Annotated in this window: 13 protein-coding genes and 3 pseudogenes; 6 read left to right on the forward strand and 10 right to left on the reverse strand. The window is 70.1% G+C overall.

The window, feature by feature from the left end; translation table 11 throughout:
• The first annotated feature begins 122 nt into the window (after positions 1-122).
• Complete coding sequence (locus tag ABZ906_RS39045) at positions 123-728, forward strand: TetR/AcrR family transcriptional regulator (protein WP_361390874.1); 606 nt, start codon at positions 123-125, stop codon at positions 726-728.
• A 31-nt stretch (positions 729-759) separates the two neighbouring features.
• A pseudogene (locus ABZ906_RS39050) lies at positions 760-1,065 on the forward strand (transposase); the annotation flags it as partial.
• A 70-nt stretch (positions 1,066-1,135) separates the two neighbouring features.
• Here the strand turns inward: ABZ906_RS39050 and ABZ906_RS39055 are convergent.
• The 7 genes from ABZ906_RS39055 to ABZ906_RS39085 all read right to left on the reverse strand — a co-directional run bounded on the left by ABZ906_RS39055 (position 1,136) and on the right by ABZ906_RS39085 (position 10,806).
• A complete protein-coding gene (locus tag ABZ906_RS39055; protein WP_361390876.1) occupies positions 1,136-2,446 on the reverse strand; it encodes a glycoside hydrolase family 6 protein in 1,311 nt (436 codons plus the stop codon).
• 141 nt (positions 2,447-2,587) lie between these two features.
• Positions 2,588-3,553, reverse strand: coding sequence for a glycoside hydrolase family 6 protein (locus ABZ906_RS39060; RefSeq protein ID WP_361191608.1), 966 nt, complete (start codon positions 3,551-3,553; stop codon positions 2,588-2,590).
• Positions 3,554-4,139: 586 nt separating this feature from the next.
• The gene (locus tag ABZ906_RS39065; protein ID WP_361390878.1) at positions 4,140-6,407 is read right to left on the reverse strand and encodes a glycoside hydrolase family 3 N-terminal domain-containing protein; all 2,268 of its coding nucleotides are present in this window, start codon (positions 6,405-6,407) and stop codon (positions 4,140-4,142) included.
• A gap of 76 nt (positions 6,408-6,483) precedes the next feature.
• On the reverse strand, positions 6,484-7,329 hold the full coding sequence (locus ABZ906_RS39070; protein WP_361390880.1) for a carbohydrate ABC transporter permease: 846 nt from the start codon (positions 7,327-7,329) through the stop codon (positions 6,484-6,486).
• Positions 7,326-8,315, reverse strand: a complete 990-nt coding sequence (locus ABZ906_RS39075) for a sugar ABC transporter permease (RefSeq protein ID WP_361191600.1) — start codon at positions 8,313-8,315, stop codon at positions 7,326-7,328. Before ABZ906_RS39075 ends, ABZ906_RS39070 begins: the two co-directional genes overlap by 4 nt.
• Before the next feature lie 6 nt (positions 8,316-8,321).
• A complete protein-coding gene (locus ABZ906_RS39080) occupies positions 8,322-9,620 on the reverse strand; it encodes an extracellular solute-binding protein (RefSeq protein ID WP_361390882.1) in 1,299 nt (432 codons plus the stop codon).
• A 127-nt stretch (positions 9,621-9,747) separates the two neighbouring features.
• A complete protein-coding gene (locus tag ABZ906_RS39085; protein ID WP_361191594.1) occupies positions 9,748-10,806 on the reverse strand; it encodes a LacI family DNA-binding transcriptional regulator in 1,059 nt (352 codons plus the stop codon).
• Positions 10,807-11,647: 841 nt separating this feature from the next.
• Between ABZ906_RS39085 and ABZ906_RS39090 the strand changes: the two genes are divergently transcribed.
• Together ABZ906_RS39090 and ABZ906_RS39095 are read left to right on the forward strand one after the other, a co-directional pair.
• Entirely contained in the window at positions 11,648-12,637 is a 990-nt protein-coding gene (locus tag ABZ906_RS39090) for an AraC family transcriptional regulator (RefSeq protein ID WP_361390884.1), read from the forward strand.
• A 360-nt stretch (positions 12,638-12,997) separates the two neighbouring features.
• A complete protein-coding gene (locus ABZ906_RS39095) occupies positions 12,998-13,444 on the forward strand; it encodes an STAS domain-containing protein (protein ID WP_361390886.1) in 447 nt (148 codons plus the stop codon).
• A gap of 406 nt (positions 13,445-13,850) precedes the next feature.
• Here ABZ906_RS39095 and ABZ906_RS39100 read toward each other — a convergent pair whose 3' ends face one another.
• Positions 13,851-14,753 carry a hypothetical protein gene (locus ABZ906_RS39100; RefSeq protein WP_361390888.1) on the reverse strand — a complete coding sequence of 301 codons (903 nt, stop codon included), beginning with the start codon at positions 14,751-14,753 and terminating at the stop codon, positions 13,851-13,853.
• Between the two features lie 174 nt (positions 14,754-14,927).
• Here ABZ906_RS39100 and ABZ906_RS39105 point away from each other — a divergent pair.
• Positions 14,928-15,045: pseudogene (locus ABZ906_RS39105) on the forward strand (maleylpyruvate isomerase N-terminal domain-containing protein); the annotation flags it as partial.
• Positions 15,046-15,073: 28 nt separating this feature from the next.
• On the opposite strand, the pseudogene ABZ906_RS39110 reads toward ABZ906_RS39105, so the two are convergent.
• Positions 15,074-15,643, reverse strand: a pseudogene (locus ABZ906_RS39110) (SDR family NAD(P)-dependent oxidoreductase); the annotation flags it as partial.
• A gap of 316 nt (positions 15,644-15,959) precedes the next feature.
• On the opposite strand from ABZ906_RS39110, the gene ABZ906_RS39115 reads away from it, so the two are divergent.
• Positions 15,960-16,550: an ANTAR domain-containing protein gene (locus ABZ906_RS39115; protein WP_361390890.1), complete on the forward strand. Its 591-nt coding sequence runs from the start codon at positions 15,960-15,962 to the stop codon at positions 16,548-16,550.
• Positions 16,551-16,646: 96 nt separating this feature from the next.
• Here ABZ906_RS39115 and ABZ906_RS39120 read toward each other — a convergent pair whose 3' ends face one another.
• Positions 16,647-17,006, reverse strand: a complete 360-nt coding sequence (locus tag ABZ906_RS39120; protein ID WP_361390892.1) for a hypothetical protein — start codon at positions 17,004-17,006, stop codon at positions 16,647-16,649.
• Between the last annotated feature and the right edge of the window lie 38 nt (positions 17,007-17,044).

A 17,044-nucleotide genomic window follows, 5' to 3' on the forward strand; every position in this document is an offset into this window, starting at 1 on the left:
TGTGTGGGGGTCTGTTCTGCGGTCGTCAACGGATCCTCCTCCAACAATTCGGGAGCGATCGCTCCCGAATTGGGGACCCTAGTATGGGAGCGAACGCTCCACAAGATGGGTAAGGTGAACTCATGGCACGCCCTCGACAGTTCGACGAGAAGAACGCGGTCACCTCGGCGACCGAGCTGTTCTGGCGGCGCGGCTACCACGCCACGTCGGTGCGTGACCTGGGCGACGAGCTGAAGCTCACGCCCAGCAGCCTGTACCGGACATTCACGGACAAGCACACGCTCTTCCTGCGCACGCTCGACCACTACCGGGTCACCGAGTCGACACAGGCCCGCCAGCGTCTGGACGCGAGTGACCGCCCGGTTCGTGAGGTGCTGCGGGAATGGATGCTGTGGCTGGTGACCTGCCCGACCGATGGCGAGTCCGGTCGCGGCTGCTTCGTGGTCAACACCGCCACCGAACTCGGCACCACTGACGCCCAGGTCCAGGAGCGGACCGAGGCTGCGTTCACGGTCACCCGGCAGGCCCTGCATGCGGCGCTGGCCGAGGGGCGGGAGCGAGGCGAGCTGTCCACCGATCTCGATATCGACGACGCCGTGGAATTGCTGTTCACGACGGTGCTCGGCCTACGGGTACGGGAGCGCGCAGGCCACGAACTGGAGCGCCTCACCACCACGATCGATCTCGCGATCCGGGCCCTGGGAGCCGCACCCGCGCAAGGCGCCTGACGGCAGCAGGAGACGCGACGGCCAGTTCAGCCGCCCCAGACGCCGTCCCGACCGGGTCGTCGCCGACAAGGGTTCCTCATCCACGAAGATCCGCTCCTACCTGCGCAGGTGCGGGATCAAAGCCGCCATCCCGACGCGGATCGACCAGATCAACGGCCGCATTCGCCGAGGCAACACCCTCTGCCGACTCGACCGCAACGCCTACCGGCGCCGCAACGTCGTCGAGCGCTGCTTCAACAAGCTGAAGCACAACAAGACCCTGGCCACCCGCTACGACACACGGGCTCGCCACAACGAAGCCATGATCACCCTCGCGTGCCTACAGCTCTGGCTGCCCAGGCCGCGGTTCTTGCGGGGCACCTCCTCGACACCACGGATGATTTCCCCGGCGCGCGGGTTGTCGGGAGTTACCGGGGGAATTGCAGACCGGGTGCGGCGTTGCGGGCGAGGGTGTGGGCCTGGTCGGGCCACCAGACGCCGGCGGCCGGGTCGACGATGCCGTACTCGGGATCGATGGTGCCGCCGGTGTTGCGTGTGCAGCTGCCGTCGGATTCGCCGATGGTCTTCACGTACAGGTAGGCGTCGACGAGCGGGACCTTGGTACTGGCGGTGGGGCGAGGTCCCATGCCGCGGCCGGGTGGGTTGCACCATGTCTCCGGGTCGCCGGTGTACTTGCCCGGGGGCGGCGTCCAGGCGCCAAGCCCGTTGCGGCTGGTGTCCACCACGAAGCGGGCCAGTTCATCGGTGGACGCGCCGCCCGTGTTCTGGTCGAACCAGGCGTCGGTCCAGTGCCAGGTCGATGGGTCGGTAGGGGAGACGGAGTTGCCCGGGCCGCCGTCGTTGGGCGCGGCGGGGGAGTAGTACTGACTGGCGCACCAGTCGGCGTGGCCGCGGTCCGACTCCGGTCCCTTGGTGGCGTACCACGCGCACTTGGCTATCCAGGTTCCGTAGCGCGAAGTCTGGTCGGTGGGCTGGTAGTTGGACACGTTGAGGGCAAAGCCGTCGCTCTGCTCGAGGCCGGCATCCAGGAGGCGCTGCGTGATGTCACCGACCGACTTCCACTGGCTGTTGCCCGCGTCGAGATAGACAGCGGTGTTCGGCCCGCTTTTCAGGGTGCGCACGGCGTAGGCGAGGTCCGCCATGCGGTGGGCGGTGAGTTCGCCGGTGGGGTCGATGTCGCCGGCGCAGTCCTTGGGAAGGGCCGCAAGGCCGTCGGGCTCCAGGACGACGGCGGCCTTGCGGTTGCCGATGCCGTCGGCGAAGGCGTCGATCCACTGACGGTATGCGGCCGAGGAGGCGGCTCCACCGCCGGAGTAGAGGCTGCAGTCGCGGCCGGGGATGTTGTAGGCGACGAGGACCGGCACACGCCGGGTGACCGCGGCGACCTGGACGAGCTTGCGCACCTCTCTCCTGACCTCGGCGGGCGTGCCTTCGGTGAACCACTCGGCCTGCGGCTGGGCGGCCAGCTTGGCCATGTTCAGGGCGTTGGCCCGGTCCCCCTTGCGCAGGTCGGTCACCGCCTGCTCGGCGGCCTTGCTGTGCGGGTCGACGTAGAAGCGCGTGGTCGGGGTGATGACCTTGTGTTGTGCCTGTTCGACCGGTTGTGCCTGTTCGGATGGTGCCCCTTGCGCCTGTGCGGCCGGGGCAGCCGCGCAGGCCATCAGGGCGGCCGAGACGAACAGGGCCATGCGTCTGACGGGCCGGATAGCGGATCTCATGTGTGTCCTCCTGGTCGGGGCGGACGGGGACAGGAACGGGCGGGGCAGAGATGAGGATGGGGCCGAGACGGGGAGGGGGATGCATCGACGGGCACGGCCACGGGCGCTCAAGGGGTGGCAGCCCGGGCGGGGATGTGGATGTCAGTAGCCGTAGATCATCTTGTAGGCGACCTCGGGAAGGAACTGGCCGGCCACCGATCCGGCGCCCACACCGCAGTTGCCGTCGGATTCACCGGGCGTCTTGACCCACAGCAGCATTTCGGCTCCCCCGCCGAGCTGGGTCGGGGTGCCGAGCCTGCGGCCTGCCGGGTTGCACCATGCGCCGTTGGAGCCGTATCCGTTGCGGCTGGTGTCGATGGCGTAGGGCTTGGTGTAACCGTAGGACGAACTCAGCTTCGCGTTGATCGCGTTGCCGTACGCGGTGTTCTCGCCGGTGGTCAGGTAGTTCGAGACGTTCAGCGAGAAGCCGTGGGCCTTGCGCACTCCCGCGTCGGCGAGGTGCTGCGCCATCGTGGGGGCCGCCAGCCAGGCCGGGTTGCCGGCGTCCAGGTAGACCCAGGTGTTGGGGGCCTTCTGGTTGAACTGGTCGATGGCGTTGTTGAGCAGACCGTTGCGCTCGGCGATCTGCGCGGCTGTCATGCAGCTGGTGTCTCCCAGGGCGTCCGGCTCCAGGACGACGACGGCCGGACGGCTGCCGATGCCGCTGGCGAAGGCGGCGATCCACGTCCTGTACGCGTCTGCCGAGCCCGCTCCGCCGCCCGAGTGCCCGCCGCAGATATCGCGGTTGGGGATGTTGTAGGCGACCAGGACCGGCAGCTTGTCCACGGCATCGGCCGCGCCGACGAACGCACCCGTGGCCGTGCCGATGGTGCCGCTCCAGCTACCGAACCAGCGGGCCATCGGTTTGGCCGCGATGTTGTCCCTGATCGCGGCGGCGCGGCCGTCACTGGGGTTGGCGGCGGCCCACGTCGCGGGGGCAGAGTGGGGGTCGACGTAGAACCCGCTGGTCATCGCCACCGGACTGTCGGCGTGGGCGAGTCCGGGGGCTGCCAGCGCGAGCGGGAAGGCGAGCAGCAGCGCGAGCAGGGCACGTCGGTATCTGAACATGGGGAACCTCTTCCTGTCGGGGGACGCAGCGCACGCGCATCGATCTGAACGTGCGCGTGCGGCGCGCTGTGGCAGTGCGAGGTGCGACGCCGCCGGGCGGCGGTGGCTCCGGGCCCGAGGACGTAAACCGTTGGCGCCGGAGAATCATGGGAGCGCTCCCAATCAGAAGCGGCCCCCACAGGCGTCCGAAGCCCCTGGGTGGGTATGGGGGGCATCGTGTGGGCGAGGGACGAACGTGTCAAGAGTTCTCGGTCAACTCCGCGTGATGTGACGGAAACAGGGCCCTGCGGCGGGCGGGGCGCCGGCAGCCCCGGCTCGACGAGACAGCGGGACGGTGGTGCGCGTTCTGCGCCCGCGCACCACCGTCACCGGCACCGTCAATCTGCCCCTCTTCGCGGTCGCGAGCGCGTGTGCGATCGCCTCGTAGGTGGGCTTGCGCCGAGCAGCAGGGCCGCCGCCGACGCGCAGGCGGCGGCTCTGCTGCGGGTACGGGCAGGGGTGCGCGGAGCAAGTGTGCGCATGGTGCTACACCTCAACTCATGCGGGGCGAAGAATGGTTGTGCGTGCGCCGTGCTGTCTTTGCGCGTTACTTGACGCGTATCTCGCACCGCATCCGCCGCTTGTGCCCGACCTCGCGTTCCGTACCCGTCAGGGTGAGCGGCACGGTGTGGTGGACGCGTTCGCTGGATGCGCAGACGCGTAGTTCGAGGGCGCCGGGTTCCACGACGCGGCGGCCGTCGGCTCCGGTGTACGCGGCGAGGTCCGCCGGGAACGTGGCGTGGACCTCGGCGGACGCCCCGGCATCGAGCGGGACGCGGGCGTACCCGACGAGCCGGACCTCGGGGCGTGCCACAGTGCCGACCGGGTCGTGGAGGTAGAGCTGGACCACCTCGGTGCCGGCTCGCTCACCGGTGTTGCGGACGGTGAGGCGCAGGGTGATCTCGCCGTCGGTGGCCAGTTCGGGGGTGGCGCACTGCGGGGCGTCCCAGGTGAACGTGGTGTAGGACAGGCCGTGCCCGAACGGGTAGAGGGCGGTGGGGTCCACGCTGCTGGCGTCGCCGCGGCGGCCGAGCGGCGGCGCGAGATAGGGGGCGGGCTGGCCGCCGGGGCCGCGCGGCACCCCGACGGGAAGGCGCCCTGAGGGCTCGACCCGTCCCGACAGGACTCCGGCGACGGCGGCCCCGCCCTCCTGCCCGGGGAAGAAGGCCTGGACGACGGCGGCGGCCCGGTCGGCCCAGCGGCCGAGTGCGTAGGGCCGCCCGCTGAGGACGACGACGACGGCCGGTGTCCCGGTGTCGAACACCTCGTCCAGCAACGCGCCCTGCCCGTAGGGAAGGTTGAGGTCCTCGGTGTCGCATCCCTCGCCGGACGAGCCGCGCCCGAAGAGGCCCGAGCGGTCGCCGACCACGGCGAGGCAGATGTCGGCCTGCGCCGGGTCGTCGACGAAGAGCGCGCCGGGCAGTTCGGCGCGCAGCGCCTGGGCGAGCGTGGGGACGTCGACGCCTGCGGGAAGGCCCGGGTGGTTGACGCCGACGTGCCGCGGGAACGTGTAACAGCCGAGCATGGCGGCCTGTTCGTGGGCGAGGGGGCCGGCCAGGGCGATGCGCAGCCCGGCGGCAGCCAGCGGCAGCAGCCCCGCGTCGTTGGCGAGCAGGACAACCGACTCCTGCGCCACAGCCCGTGCCAGATCCCGCATCTGAGGGGGGTTCAGGTCGACGAGCGCATCTTCGGCGTCTCCCGTGGATCCAGTAGGCCCCGTGGCTCCCATGACCGGCTCCCAGTCTCGGTCGAGCAGGCCCAGCTCGCACTTTTGCGTGAGGACGCGCAATGCGGCGCGGTCGAGCAGGTCCTCGGGAAGGCGGTCGGCCACGGGCAGGCAGCGCGCGGCGGGCAGTTCCACGTCGACGCCGGCCGCGAGAGCGATCCGCGCGGCGTCCCCCTCCGTCGCGGCGACCTGGTGGGCGGACTCCAGGAACGCGATGCCGAAGTAGTCGGCGACGACCGTGCCGGTGAACTGCCATGTGTCGCGCAGGAGGTGGGTGAGCAGGCCGGTGTGGGCGTGTCCGGGAAGTCCGTCGATGTCGTTGTAGGAGGCCATCACGGAGCGGGCGCCGCCTTCGCGCAGCGCCATCTCGAACGGGGGCAGGAAGATGTCCGCGAGTTCGCGCGGTCCGATGGGGGCGGGCGCGTGGTTGCGGGCGCCGCGCGAGGCCGAGTACCCGGCGAAGTGCTTGAGGGTGGCGACGATCCCTGCGGCCTCCAGGCCGCGTACGTAGGCGCTGCCGATGGTGCCGACCAGGTAGGGGTCCTCGCCGATGGACTCCTCGGTGCGGCCCCAGCGGGGGTCGCGGAGGACGTCGAGGACGGGGGCGAGGCCCTGGTGGATGCCGACCGTGCGCATCGATGTGCCGATGGACTGGGCCATCTCGGTGATCAGGGCCGGGTCGAAGGTGGCGCCCCAGGCGAGCGGCGTCGGGAAGATCGTGGCCTGCCAGGCGGCGAAGCCGGTCAGGCACTCCTCGTGGGCGAGTGCGGGCAGAGCGAAGCGGTTCGCGGAACGGATCCGGTGCTGCAGGTCGGCGAGGCGTGCCGCGCCCGCCGCGGGTTCGAGGGGGACGGTGCCGAAGGGCCGGGTCAGATGGCCCAGGCCGTGCGGCAGCAGGGCGTCGAGGGCCGCGCTCTCGGCGACGTGCGTGTGCTGCCCCGGCGCGACGGCGGCGCTGTCGGTGTCGATGTCGGCCCCCAGCCACACGCTGGACAGCTGGGCCGTCTTCTCCTCGGTGGTCATCCGGGCGAGCAGGTCTGCCGCCCGGACCTTTGCGGGCAGGGTGGTGTCCTGCCAGGGCTTGACCATGGAACTCCTCAAGTGCGGTGTGGGCGGGCGGTGGTGGCGGGGCCCGGCGGTGCGGTGTCAGCCCGTGGTCGTGGTGTCAGCCCTTGGTCGCGCCCACCGTGATGCCGCCGACCAGCTGCCGTTCGGCGACGGCGTAGAAGGCGAGTGCGGGCACCATGGCCAGGACGAGGTAGGCGAAGACGCGGGCGATGTCGGTGGCGTACTGGCCCTGGAACTGCTGGACGCCGACGGGGATGGTCCACCAGGTCTCGTTGCTGAACACGAGCAGCGGCAGCAGGAAGTTGTTCCAGCTGCTGACCACGGCGAGCACGGAGACGGTGCCGAGCGCCGGGCGCGCCATCGGCAGCAGGATCCGCCAGAAGAAGCCGAACGGCGAGCACCCGTCGAGGGTGGCTGCCTCCTCCAGTTCGCCGGGGATCTGGCGGAAGAAGCCGCGCAGGATGACGATGGTGATGGGCAGCCCGAACGCGGCCTGCGGCAGGATCACGCCCCACGGGTTGTCGAGGAGTCCGAAGGTGCGCAGCAGGATGAACAGCGGCAGGATCGCCACGGCGAAGGGGAACATCAGCCCCATCGTGAAGAGCGTGAAGAGCACCTCCCGCCCGCGGTAGGCGAAGCGGGCCAGGGAGAACGCGGCGAGGGCCGCCGCCCCCACCGTAAGGAGGGTCGTCCCGACGGCGACCAGGGTGGAGGCGCCGAGCATCCGCCAGAAGGGGCCTGAGGCGAGGATGTCCGTGTAGTTGGAGGTCACCCAGGGCGAGGGCAGGCCGAAGGGGTTGCTGGAGAGCTGGTCGGTGGACTTGAAGCCGGATACCAGGGCGTACAGCAGCGGTGTCACCATGCCGATGCCGACCAGCCACACGATCACGTACAGGGGCGCCGTGCCGAAGCGGCGGCGGCCGGGCACGCCGGGCGCGGTCATCGGGTGGCTCGCATGTTCGTGAGGGCTCCTTCGGTGTCCCGGCGCAGCACGAAGCGCTGGTAGGCGAGGGCGAAGACGAGGCTGATGAGGAACAGCGCGATGCTGATCGCGCTGGCGTAGCCGATCTCGTAGCGCTTGAACCCGAACTGGAACAAGGTGATGGCCATTGTCTCGGAGGCGTGGTCGGGGCCGCCCTGCGAGATCACCCACACCAGGTCGAACAGCTGGATGGCGCCGATGACGGACAGGAACGCGCTGATGCGGACGGTCGGTCCCAGCAGGGGCAGGGTGATGTAGCGGAAGCGCTGCCAGGCGCCGGCGCCGTCGATGCGGGCGGCCTCGTGCAGTTCGGCGGGGATGCCTTGGAGGCCCGCCAGGTAGAGCATCATGTGGAAGCCGAAGTACTTCCAGGTCATTACGAGGAACAGGGTCGGCATGACCGTGGACTGGTCGGCGAACCACAGTCCGCCCAGCCCGTCGAGGCCGACTGCGCCGAGTGCCTTGTCGGCGAGCCCGGCGTCCGGCGCGAAGATCATGGAGAACAGGACGCCGGTGATCACCTCGGACAGGACGTACGGGGCGAAGAACAGCATCCGGTAGACGGCCCGGCCGCGCAGCTTCTGGTTGAGCAGGACCGCCATGGCGAGCGCGAAGGGCAGTTGCACGAGCAGCGAGAAGCCGACGAGGAGAAGGCCGCGCCACAGGTCGCCGAGGAAGACCGGGTCCTTGGCCAGGCGGCTGTAGTTGTCCAGTCCCGTGTAGTTGGAAGGGGAGCCGAATCCGCCCCAGTTGAAGAGGCTGACGTAGAGGGCGTACAGGATCGGGGCGAGCACGAGCGCGCCGAACAGGAGGAGGGCGGGCAGGGTGAAGGAGACGGCCGTCAGCCAGTCGGTGACGCGCCGGGCGAGCGGACGCCGGTTGGCGGGGCCCGGCCGCGACGGCTCGGTGACGGCTTCGGCTGCGTCCTTAACGTAAGTCGAAGTCATGGTCTGTTACTGGCTCTTGGCGACCTGGGTGATGGACCGGGTCACCTGGTCGGGGGACTTGGAGCCGGCGATGAGGGCGGCGACGGAGTCGTTGACCTCCTGGCCGACGGCCGGCGGGTAGGCCTGGTCGAGGTAGAGCTGGAAGCCGGTGGACTTGCCGAGCATGTCGGAGACCGCCGTGAGGTTGGGGTCGGTCAAAGCGCTGGTGGCGTCCTTGACGACGGGGATCGTGTCGGCCTTGGAGACCAGGATGCGGTCGGACTTGGCGGTCATGAAGAACTTCAGGAAGTCGGTGGCGGCCTTCGGCGCGCCCTTGCGGACCGCGTAGCCGCCGCCTCCGCCGAACACGTCGGTGAGCGCGCCCTTGCCGCCGGCCACCGAGGGGAAGGCGAAGAAGCCGAGGTCCTTGCCGATGCCCTTGCCCGCGTCGGCCTGTACGACGGGTGCCCACTGGCCCATCAGTTCCATGGCCGCCTTGCCGTTGCCCATGGTTGCGGCCTCTCCGGTGGGGGTGGAGTAGGCATCGCCGAGGAAGCCCTTCTGGAACGGCTTGAGCGCCACGAGGTCCTTGAGGTGCTCGCCCGCCTTGACGAAGTCGTCGCCGGTGAAGTCCTTGGCGTCGGCGGCCTTCTGCATGCCCTCGACTCCGGCGATCCGCATCGACAGATACGCCCAGAAGTACATGCCGGGCCATTTCTCCTTGCCCGCGAGGGCGATCGGTGTGATGCCCGAGGCTTTCAGCTTCCTGACCGTGTCCAGGTAGTCGTCCCAGGTGGTGGGCGGGGCGCTGATGCCGGCCTTCTTGAAGAGCGCCTTGTTGTACCAGAAGCCCACGGCGCCGATGTCGAAGGGCACCGCGTACGTCTTGGCGTCGAACTGGTAGGCCTTGACCGAGGCGGGCACGAGTGTGTCGGCCCACGGCTCGATGGACGAGGTGAGGTCCTCGGCCAGGCCCGCGTCGACCTGCTGCCGCAGAACGCCGCCGCCCCAGGTGTGGTAGATGTCCGGAAGTTTTCCGGAGCTGGTCAGCGCCGTCATCTTCGACTTGTAGGCGTCGTTCTCCAGCGTGACGAGCTTGATCCGCACGTCGGGGTTCTCGGCCTCGAACGCCTTCGCCCGCTCGGGCCAGACGGTCTTGGACGGCTCGGTGGTCTGGATGTTCCACCATTCCACCACGGTCCGGCCCGAACTGTCCTTTCCGCTGCCGGAGTCGGAGCCGCCGCAGGCGGTCAGCGCGGCCGCCCCGAGACCGGCGGCGGAGGCAGCGCCGAGGAAGCGTCGGCGGGAGAGATCGGAGGCTGGCATGACGCACCTTCCGGAAGTGATCCGAAAACTATCGGTAGATGGCCACGGAAGTTACGGACACACAGCGGGGGTGTCAACGGCCTTAACAAAAAGGGCCGTTGACACCCCCGTCCGGGTGCCTGCCGCGCTACCGGCCGCGCGGGGCCGCCGTACTGGCCCTGACCACGAGTTCCGTCGCCAGTTCGATGCGCGGCGATGCGGGTGCCACCGAGCGCGCGAGGTCCAGGACAGCGCGGGCCGCCAACTTGCCCATGTCGGACAGGGGCTGGCGCACCGTGGTGAGCGGCGGCGCGCTCCAGCGCACCTCCGGCAGGTCGTCGAAACCGACGACGCTCATGTCCTCGGGCACCCGCAGGCCGCGCCGGCGCAGCGCCTCGATCGCGCCAAGGGCCATCTGGTCGCTGGAGGCGAAAACGGCGGTAGGCGGCTCGGCGAGGTCCAACAGCCGGTTGCAGCCGGCGAATCCCGACGCGTGGTAGAAATCGCCGGGCACGATCAGCTCGTCGTCCGCCGGCACACCCGCCACATCGAGCGCGGCCCGGTAACCATCCAGCCTGGCCCGCGAGCACAGCAGCCGGGGCGGGCCCTTGATGAACCCGATCCTGCGGTGCCCGAGGCCGAGCAGGTGCTCGGTGGCGGCCATGCCGCCCGCCCAGTTGGTGGCGCCGACCGTCGGCGCCTCGGTCGCGGGCGCTCCTGCCGGGTCGATCACTACCAGCGGTACGCCCAGGCGCTGCAACTCGTCGTGCAGCCCGGGCTCCAGGACCGACGTCACCAGGATCACGCCGTCGGAGGCGCGGGCCCGCAGATTGGTCATCCACTGCCGGGCCGCGCCCGCCCGGTCATGGATCGCGGAGACCACCGTGCCCACCTCCGCCTCGTGCGCGACCTCCTCGACGCCGCGGATGATCTCCACGGCCCACGGGCTGTCCAGGTCGTTGAAGACCAGATCGAGCAGGGCCGCACGGTCCCCGGGCGCGGGCGGCCGGCGCCGGTAGCCGTGCCGGCGCAACAGCTCCTCCACCCGGGCGCGGGTGGCCGGTGACACGTCGGAACGTCCGTTCACGACCCGCGAGACGGTCGGGACCGAGACCCCGGCCTCCCGCGCGATCTCGGCGATCGTCACCTTGGCCGGCCCGTCCGGGCTCCGCGTGGTCGCCTTGCGCTGAGCGCCTTCCCCGGCCACGTTCCCCACCTCCGTCGACTCGTCATCCGAAGATCTCCGGATGCCTTCCGGAACCGTAGGACATGCCGTCGACCACGCGCCGGTCAAGCCCCCGGTCCGTACGATCGGCCGAATCGACGGCCCCTGATCCCTGCGCGACCGGCCTCCAGAACGCGGGCCGGCCAGGTTGGTTGGCGCCGCACGCGCACGGCGGCGCCCTCCTCGCGGCCGTCGCACGGATGCGCGCGGATCTGCCGCGCCGGGGCCGTTCCGGTGGTGCGCCCTAGCGGCGGACGGCGCGAGGCGGGGGCCCCGTTGACAGGGCAGGGGAGCGGCCTTGAGTTGCGGCGACGTTGCCGGAAGATTCCCGGAAGTTCTCGGCGCACCATTCCTCGACCGTGCAAGAACCTCTGCCCGCGTGCACGGCGCAAGGCCCTGCGTGTGGCCACGCCTCCTTGCCGCCGGCGTGCATGTCGAAGGCCCCCGACCAGCTAAGAGTGCGAATTCGCCCCGTCACTCACTCCATGAATGAGGCCGAGATCAGCGACCTGGGCCTGCTTGCTGTGGGGCTTCACTGGCGCGCAGTGACCGTTTGGTGGATATGTGCCAGATGCTTGATCACTTGGTCCCCGCACCACGGACCGCCGGGCTCGCCGCCAGCGCACCGATCGCCCGCCCGTGTGCGGAGCGCGCCGAGGCCATGAGACGAGCTCAGTCGGCCCGCAGCCACACGAGTTCATCCACCGAGCGGAGATCACCAAGAGCATTCAGAAGTGTGGTCGAGCCGGCTACAAGAATGCCCACCGTCCCTCGTGTCCGCCGGGGCGGGCCATCCTGGTGCCCGCACTTGAGGGGGCAGGTCATGACGTCCACAAACGGCCAGGCGGCCGAGTCGAGCACCTTCGTCACGCGCTCAGTGGAGGAAGCGAGCCACGTGCTCTCGGAGGTCTACTACGACCTGCGACTAGAGGTGAGGGGAGGGGACGCGAAGGACTTCGTCACCCGGATCAACATGGCCGACCTCGGCGCGCTGACCGTCGGCGACGTCAGCTTCGGCACCGAGATCAAGACGGGCTACTGCGAGCCGGGCTTCTACCACGTCTGCGTTCCGATCGAAGGCGGCTTCGGCGTCCAGGAGGGCTCCGCCCCGCCCGTGTACACCACCACACGCAAGGCCATCATCTACGACCCCGCCCGGGACATCAGCGTCTACGACTGGTCGCCCGACTGCCGCGTCCTCGCCGTGAAGGTCGACAAGCTGGCCATGCACCGCCAGCTGGAAACCCTGCTGGGCAAACCACTGGGGCGACAGCCACGCTTCAAGCCGTACATGGACATCACCCGGGGCCTCGGCCGCAGTTGGGCGAACCTGACCCAGTGGAGCCTGCTGGACTGGGACATCCCGCAAGGCCTGCTGCGTCAGCCCCTCATCGCGGGCCGGTTGGAGCAGACCCTGCTCCAGGGGCTGCTGCTGGCGACCGATCACTCCTACCGTGCCCAGCTGGAGGCCGCGCCGCCGCCCATGCGCCCGGCCGCGGTCAAGCGGGTGATGGACATCGTCAGGGAACGCCCGGCGGAGCCGTACGACGCGGGCCGGCTCGCGGCCGTCGCCCAGGTCAGCCTGCGGACCCTACAGGAGGCGTTCCGCAAGCACGTGGGCATGTCCCCGATGGCCTACGTCACCGAGGTGCGCCTGCAGCGCGTACGGATGGAGCTGCGGACCTCGCCGCCGGGCACGGCGACCGTCACCGATGTCGCCTACAAATGGGGATTTGCGCATCTGGGCCGGTTCGCGGTGCGCTACCGGGCCCGCTTCGGGGAAACCCCTTCCCAGACGCTGCGCACCCACTGACCCCGGCGTTCTCAGTCCCCGCCACGCGGCGGGAAAACTGCCCGTGTCCCGTCCGTCGTACATATGTCTCGCGTTTTCCGGATAGTGCCGCGCAATCCGGAGCGTTGCCCCCTGCCGCAGCGCCATAGCCTCCCACTCAGTGTCACCGAAGGCGTGCCGGACATGACGTGAACGGGACGGGCGGGAGAACTCCGCCTGTCGAGCCTCAGCAGCGGGAAGCCCAGACCCCGGCACCAGCTGCCGAGTTCCACGGGCGCGCGCGTGGTGCGATGCGCACCCTCTCCGAGGCCTCAACCGGCTGGGGGGATCCGGGGCCCTGTGCGGTCAATGGCATACCTTTCAGCGCCGAGGCGATAGAGCATGCATGTATCTATTCCTGTCTCCGAGCACGTCGTCCTCGTCGCAGAGCTGAGTTGCCAGCTCCTGATTTTCATAGGCGCCGACGTCAGGGACGAGTGGAGCCTGCAGGGTTTGGCCCTAGGTATTGAGCTGGGCCAGCGGTCAGGAAAGCAGGTCGTGGTCGATCTTTCCGAGGCTGAATTCTTCAGCGCGGAGGTCCTCAATGAACTGTTGCGACCTGCCCGCAAAGGCGGGCAACTGCCTCGCCTTGCCGGACCGTTGAGTTCTGTCGCGCGTCGACGGCTCGAAGTAACGGGGGCATTGAAGTTCTTCGAGGTGTTCCCGACGCTGGCGGATGCGGTCATTCGGCTACCGGACACGGCCTGCTCGGACGTGACCGAAGCTTCGGGAGGGATACAGCACCGAAGTAGTACCGCAACCGAAGCGGCCAGCCCCCGGCTTCGATAGCAGCAGCCGATCGATGCTCCCGAGTCAGCCGTCAATGACTGGTCCGCAGAGAGCTACGGATCAGAAGGCCACGCATCCCGGACACGGCACAGTCACAGGCCGGGGCCGTCTCGGTTCCCGTCTCATGCAGCGCCGTACATGGCCGTTCAGACGGGACCGCACACGACACCCGACCCATGGACCAGTTCGCCGCGAACACAGGCGAACGTCCCCGATCAAGCCCCGCGAGCCCGCCACCACAGTTGGGCAGCCAGTCTGTTTGCTGCACCGTTGGTGGGAACGGCCTAAAGGCGGCACGCAAGGAGTAGACGCCGTCACGGGGTTGCTCCCCTTGGTCAAAGGGTCCCCGCGTGGCGACCCACGACCTCAAGACCAGATCACTGGTACGTCCTGCGAGGCGCCGTTCCTAGCGCATCAGCAGTCCCCGCATCCCCAGCCCGTAGTGCACGCGCAGCCGGTGCAGCTCCCACAGGCCCACCGCCGTGACGGAGAGCGGGGCGCCCAGGATGAACACGTAACGGATCACCGTCGGCACTCCCTCGTGGGCGCCGGTGAACATGTCGATCAGTGCCATCTCCCACGCCAACGCCATGATCAGCAGCGGCGGCACCGTCTCGTGGATGTCCGCGGTGCGGAACACGTGCTGGACGGCGAGTCCCACGCCCCAGACGACGAACGGCGTCACCCAGAACAGGACGAAGAGGGTGAACGCGAGGGTGAGGCCCTTCGTCACGGTGAAGTGGCCCTCCACAAGAGGTTCCTGGCCCTCGAAGAACCCTGAGAGCACGATGATCGGGAAGACGGAGGCCGCCGCCATCATGGCCACGATCGCGCCGAAGCACCGCCCCGCCCGGCGCAGCAGGTCCCGTCGCGCCGCCGGAGCGGCCAGGCCGTACAGGACGCCGACGACGACCGGGAGGGTCGCCGCCAGCACGAGGGCGCTGGTCCACGACTTGTCGACCTGTTCGTCCGCCGCATCGCTGAGCTTGGGGGCGAGCTTGTAGGCGTAGGACATCCACAGGAACGCGCCCACGCCGACCAGGGTCCTGATCTTCCGCATCCGCGCCACCTCAGGATCCGAGACGATGCCCGGCCGTGACGGGGTGAAGACCCTGCGCGCGGTGCGGATGGGGCCGATGCGCCGCCGCAGCCGGGTGATCGGCCCGCCCGGCGGCGGCACCGGCGGCCCCGGGTAGGGCGGCTGGGGCTGTGGCGGCACGTAGGGCTGGGGCGGATAGGGCTGAGGTGGCTGCGGCTGGTAGGGCTGCGGCCCCTGGGGCGGCTGTCCGCCCGGGTTCCAGTTGCTCATGGTTCGTCCCCCGATATACGAGTGTGCACCGTGATGGGTGCGATCGCCGAGTGTATTGAGCACACAGGGTCCGCGCAGCCCTCGCCCCGGGTCGTGCACCGAACGGCCACAACTGTGCAAGCATCCTTGCTTGCTTGTTTTCTTCGGCGCTGCCGTGCCCGAGGGGAGCGTCCCGTGTCCGATCCGACGCCCCGTGTTCGACGACCGGCGCGAGGAGAGCGAGAAACTCGACCGGCTGGTCGCCGAGTTGAGCGCCGAGCAGTGGGCCCTCGCCACCCCGGCTCCCGGCTGGATGTCGTACGGGACGACCCGGCGCCGACCACGGAGGACACGTCGACGAGTGTGCCGTGCCGCTGCGCGCGCATCACGTCCAGAGCGGCGCGCGCCCCGTTGACGTAGCCCAGCACATTGACGTCGAGGACGCGCCGGAACACCTCGTGCGGCACCTCCTCCAGGGCTCCGAAGGCCGCCACCGAGGCGTTGTTGAGCCAGACGTCGATACGCCCGAACGCGGCAACGGCCTGCTGGGCGAGGGACTGGACCGCCTCGGGGTCCGTCACGTCGGTGGGCACCACCAGCGTGCGGGCGCCGTGCCGCGCCCGGCACCCCTCGGCGACCTCGCCCAGCACATCGCCCCGCAGCGCGGCGAGCACAAGCGAGCAGCCCCGGGCGGCGAACGCCTGTGCGCTGGCCCGGTCCAGGGCTGGCGCGCTAGGTGCCGCTCCTTCAGCAGCACAGCGACGAACTGCCTGCGGCACCCCTCGGCTTTGCCTTCCCCTACTGCGCAGCCGCACCCGCCGAGGCGAGGTTGCGCAATCTGTCCCTGCCCGCCGCGCAGTGGCCCTCCTAGACGGCCCATCAGGCCGCCGTCCCGGGGCTGCTGTGCGCACGGCGCGGCTTCGACCTGCGTACCCGCGCCGACGAGCAGCGTTTGGCCTGCGGCATGGCAGCAGGTACGCCGCTCCGGCCGCGCGTGGAGTGCGGGCCGTGCTGCGGCGACGGTCACGGCGTCGTGAACCGCGCGCAGGCCTGCGGCGATGTGCCGTGAGATGGCGGCGACGCCGTGCCGGCCCGCGCCCGGCCCACCGACCCGCGTGCCCGGGCCGGCCGGGGCTGCAGCTCGCGCATCCGGGCAACTGCGCCAAGGGCAGGCGGCCTTGTCTTGAATGCGCGCTGGGTGGGCAGCCGATCTCTATGGCGGTAGATGTGAACGTGCTGCGCAAGGAACTGGAGAGTACGCGGGGGCACGCCCGTCACCTGGTGTACCGGGCGCGTCAGGTGGCGGAGGAGAGCCGTGGGCTGGGCCGCAGTATCCGGTGGTGCCACCACGGCAGGCAGCAGCCTGCGCTGTGTTCGGCCGCGCCGGCCCGCCCGCGGGCTCCTGCCCCCGCCCCGCCCGCCCCGGACAGTGGCGGCGGCGAGGATCAGGCGAGCGGGGGCGTGCTGCCGAACGGGGCGCAGGCGCAGGAGCTGCGGCGGGAGAATGCGCAGCTGCGTGAGGCGATGGCCACCCGCCCGGTGATCGACCAGGCCCGCGGCGTGCTGATGGCCCTGGGGGCCTGCGGGTCCGAGAGTGCGTGGCAGATGCTGGTGGACACCTCGCAGCGCACCAACACCAAACTGTGGCGCGTCGCGGAGATGGTGGTGGCCGGCCCGGAGGCGGGCAGATGCCCCGGCCGGTGGCCGCCTCTCTGCGGCAGTGGCTGCAGCGGCCCGGCGCCCGGTAGCAGTGCGCCGGCGGGCGCCGAAGCTGCCTGGATCTCCCCGCATTCGCCGACCCGGAAGCGCCCGGGATAGCCGGTGGGCCCCGACCTGACCGGCCTGCCCGGCCCCGGCCTGCCCGGCCTGCCCGGCCTGCCCGGCCTGCCCCCACCGTGACCGCCGGCAGGCTGGTTACGCCAGGCGGGTGTCGCGGGTGGCGTGTGGTGCGGGCGCGCCCCGGCCCTGCGCGTCGCCGTCGACGATTGCACGGACACGGTCGGCACCACGGGCGAAGCGGACCACGTTCTCGCCCGGCGCGCATTCTCCTCCCGCGCGGATGCACAGGAGGAGCAGGACCTGCTGGAGCTGCTGCAGGAGCGGGAGGGGCACCGGGAGGAGGGAGAGGCCCGCGTAATCGCCCTGCACCTGCGTGAGGGCCTGGTGCAGGGCACGGGAGTCGGTGCAGTTTTTGGCGAGGCCGTAGGCGAGGAGATCGCATGCTTCGGTGATCAGACTGGTCGGCGCGGGGACTAGGCGCGGGTGGCTGGTCATGATTCACCGATAGCCGCACCGCTCACGGACGGCAACCG

Origin of the sequence: Streptomyces sp. NPDC046925 (assembly GCF_040644915.1) — a bacterium.
GTDB lineage: Bacteria > Actinomycetota > Actinomycetes > Streptomycetales > Streptomycetaceae > Streptomyces.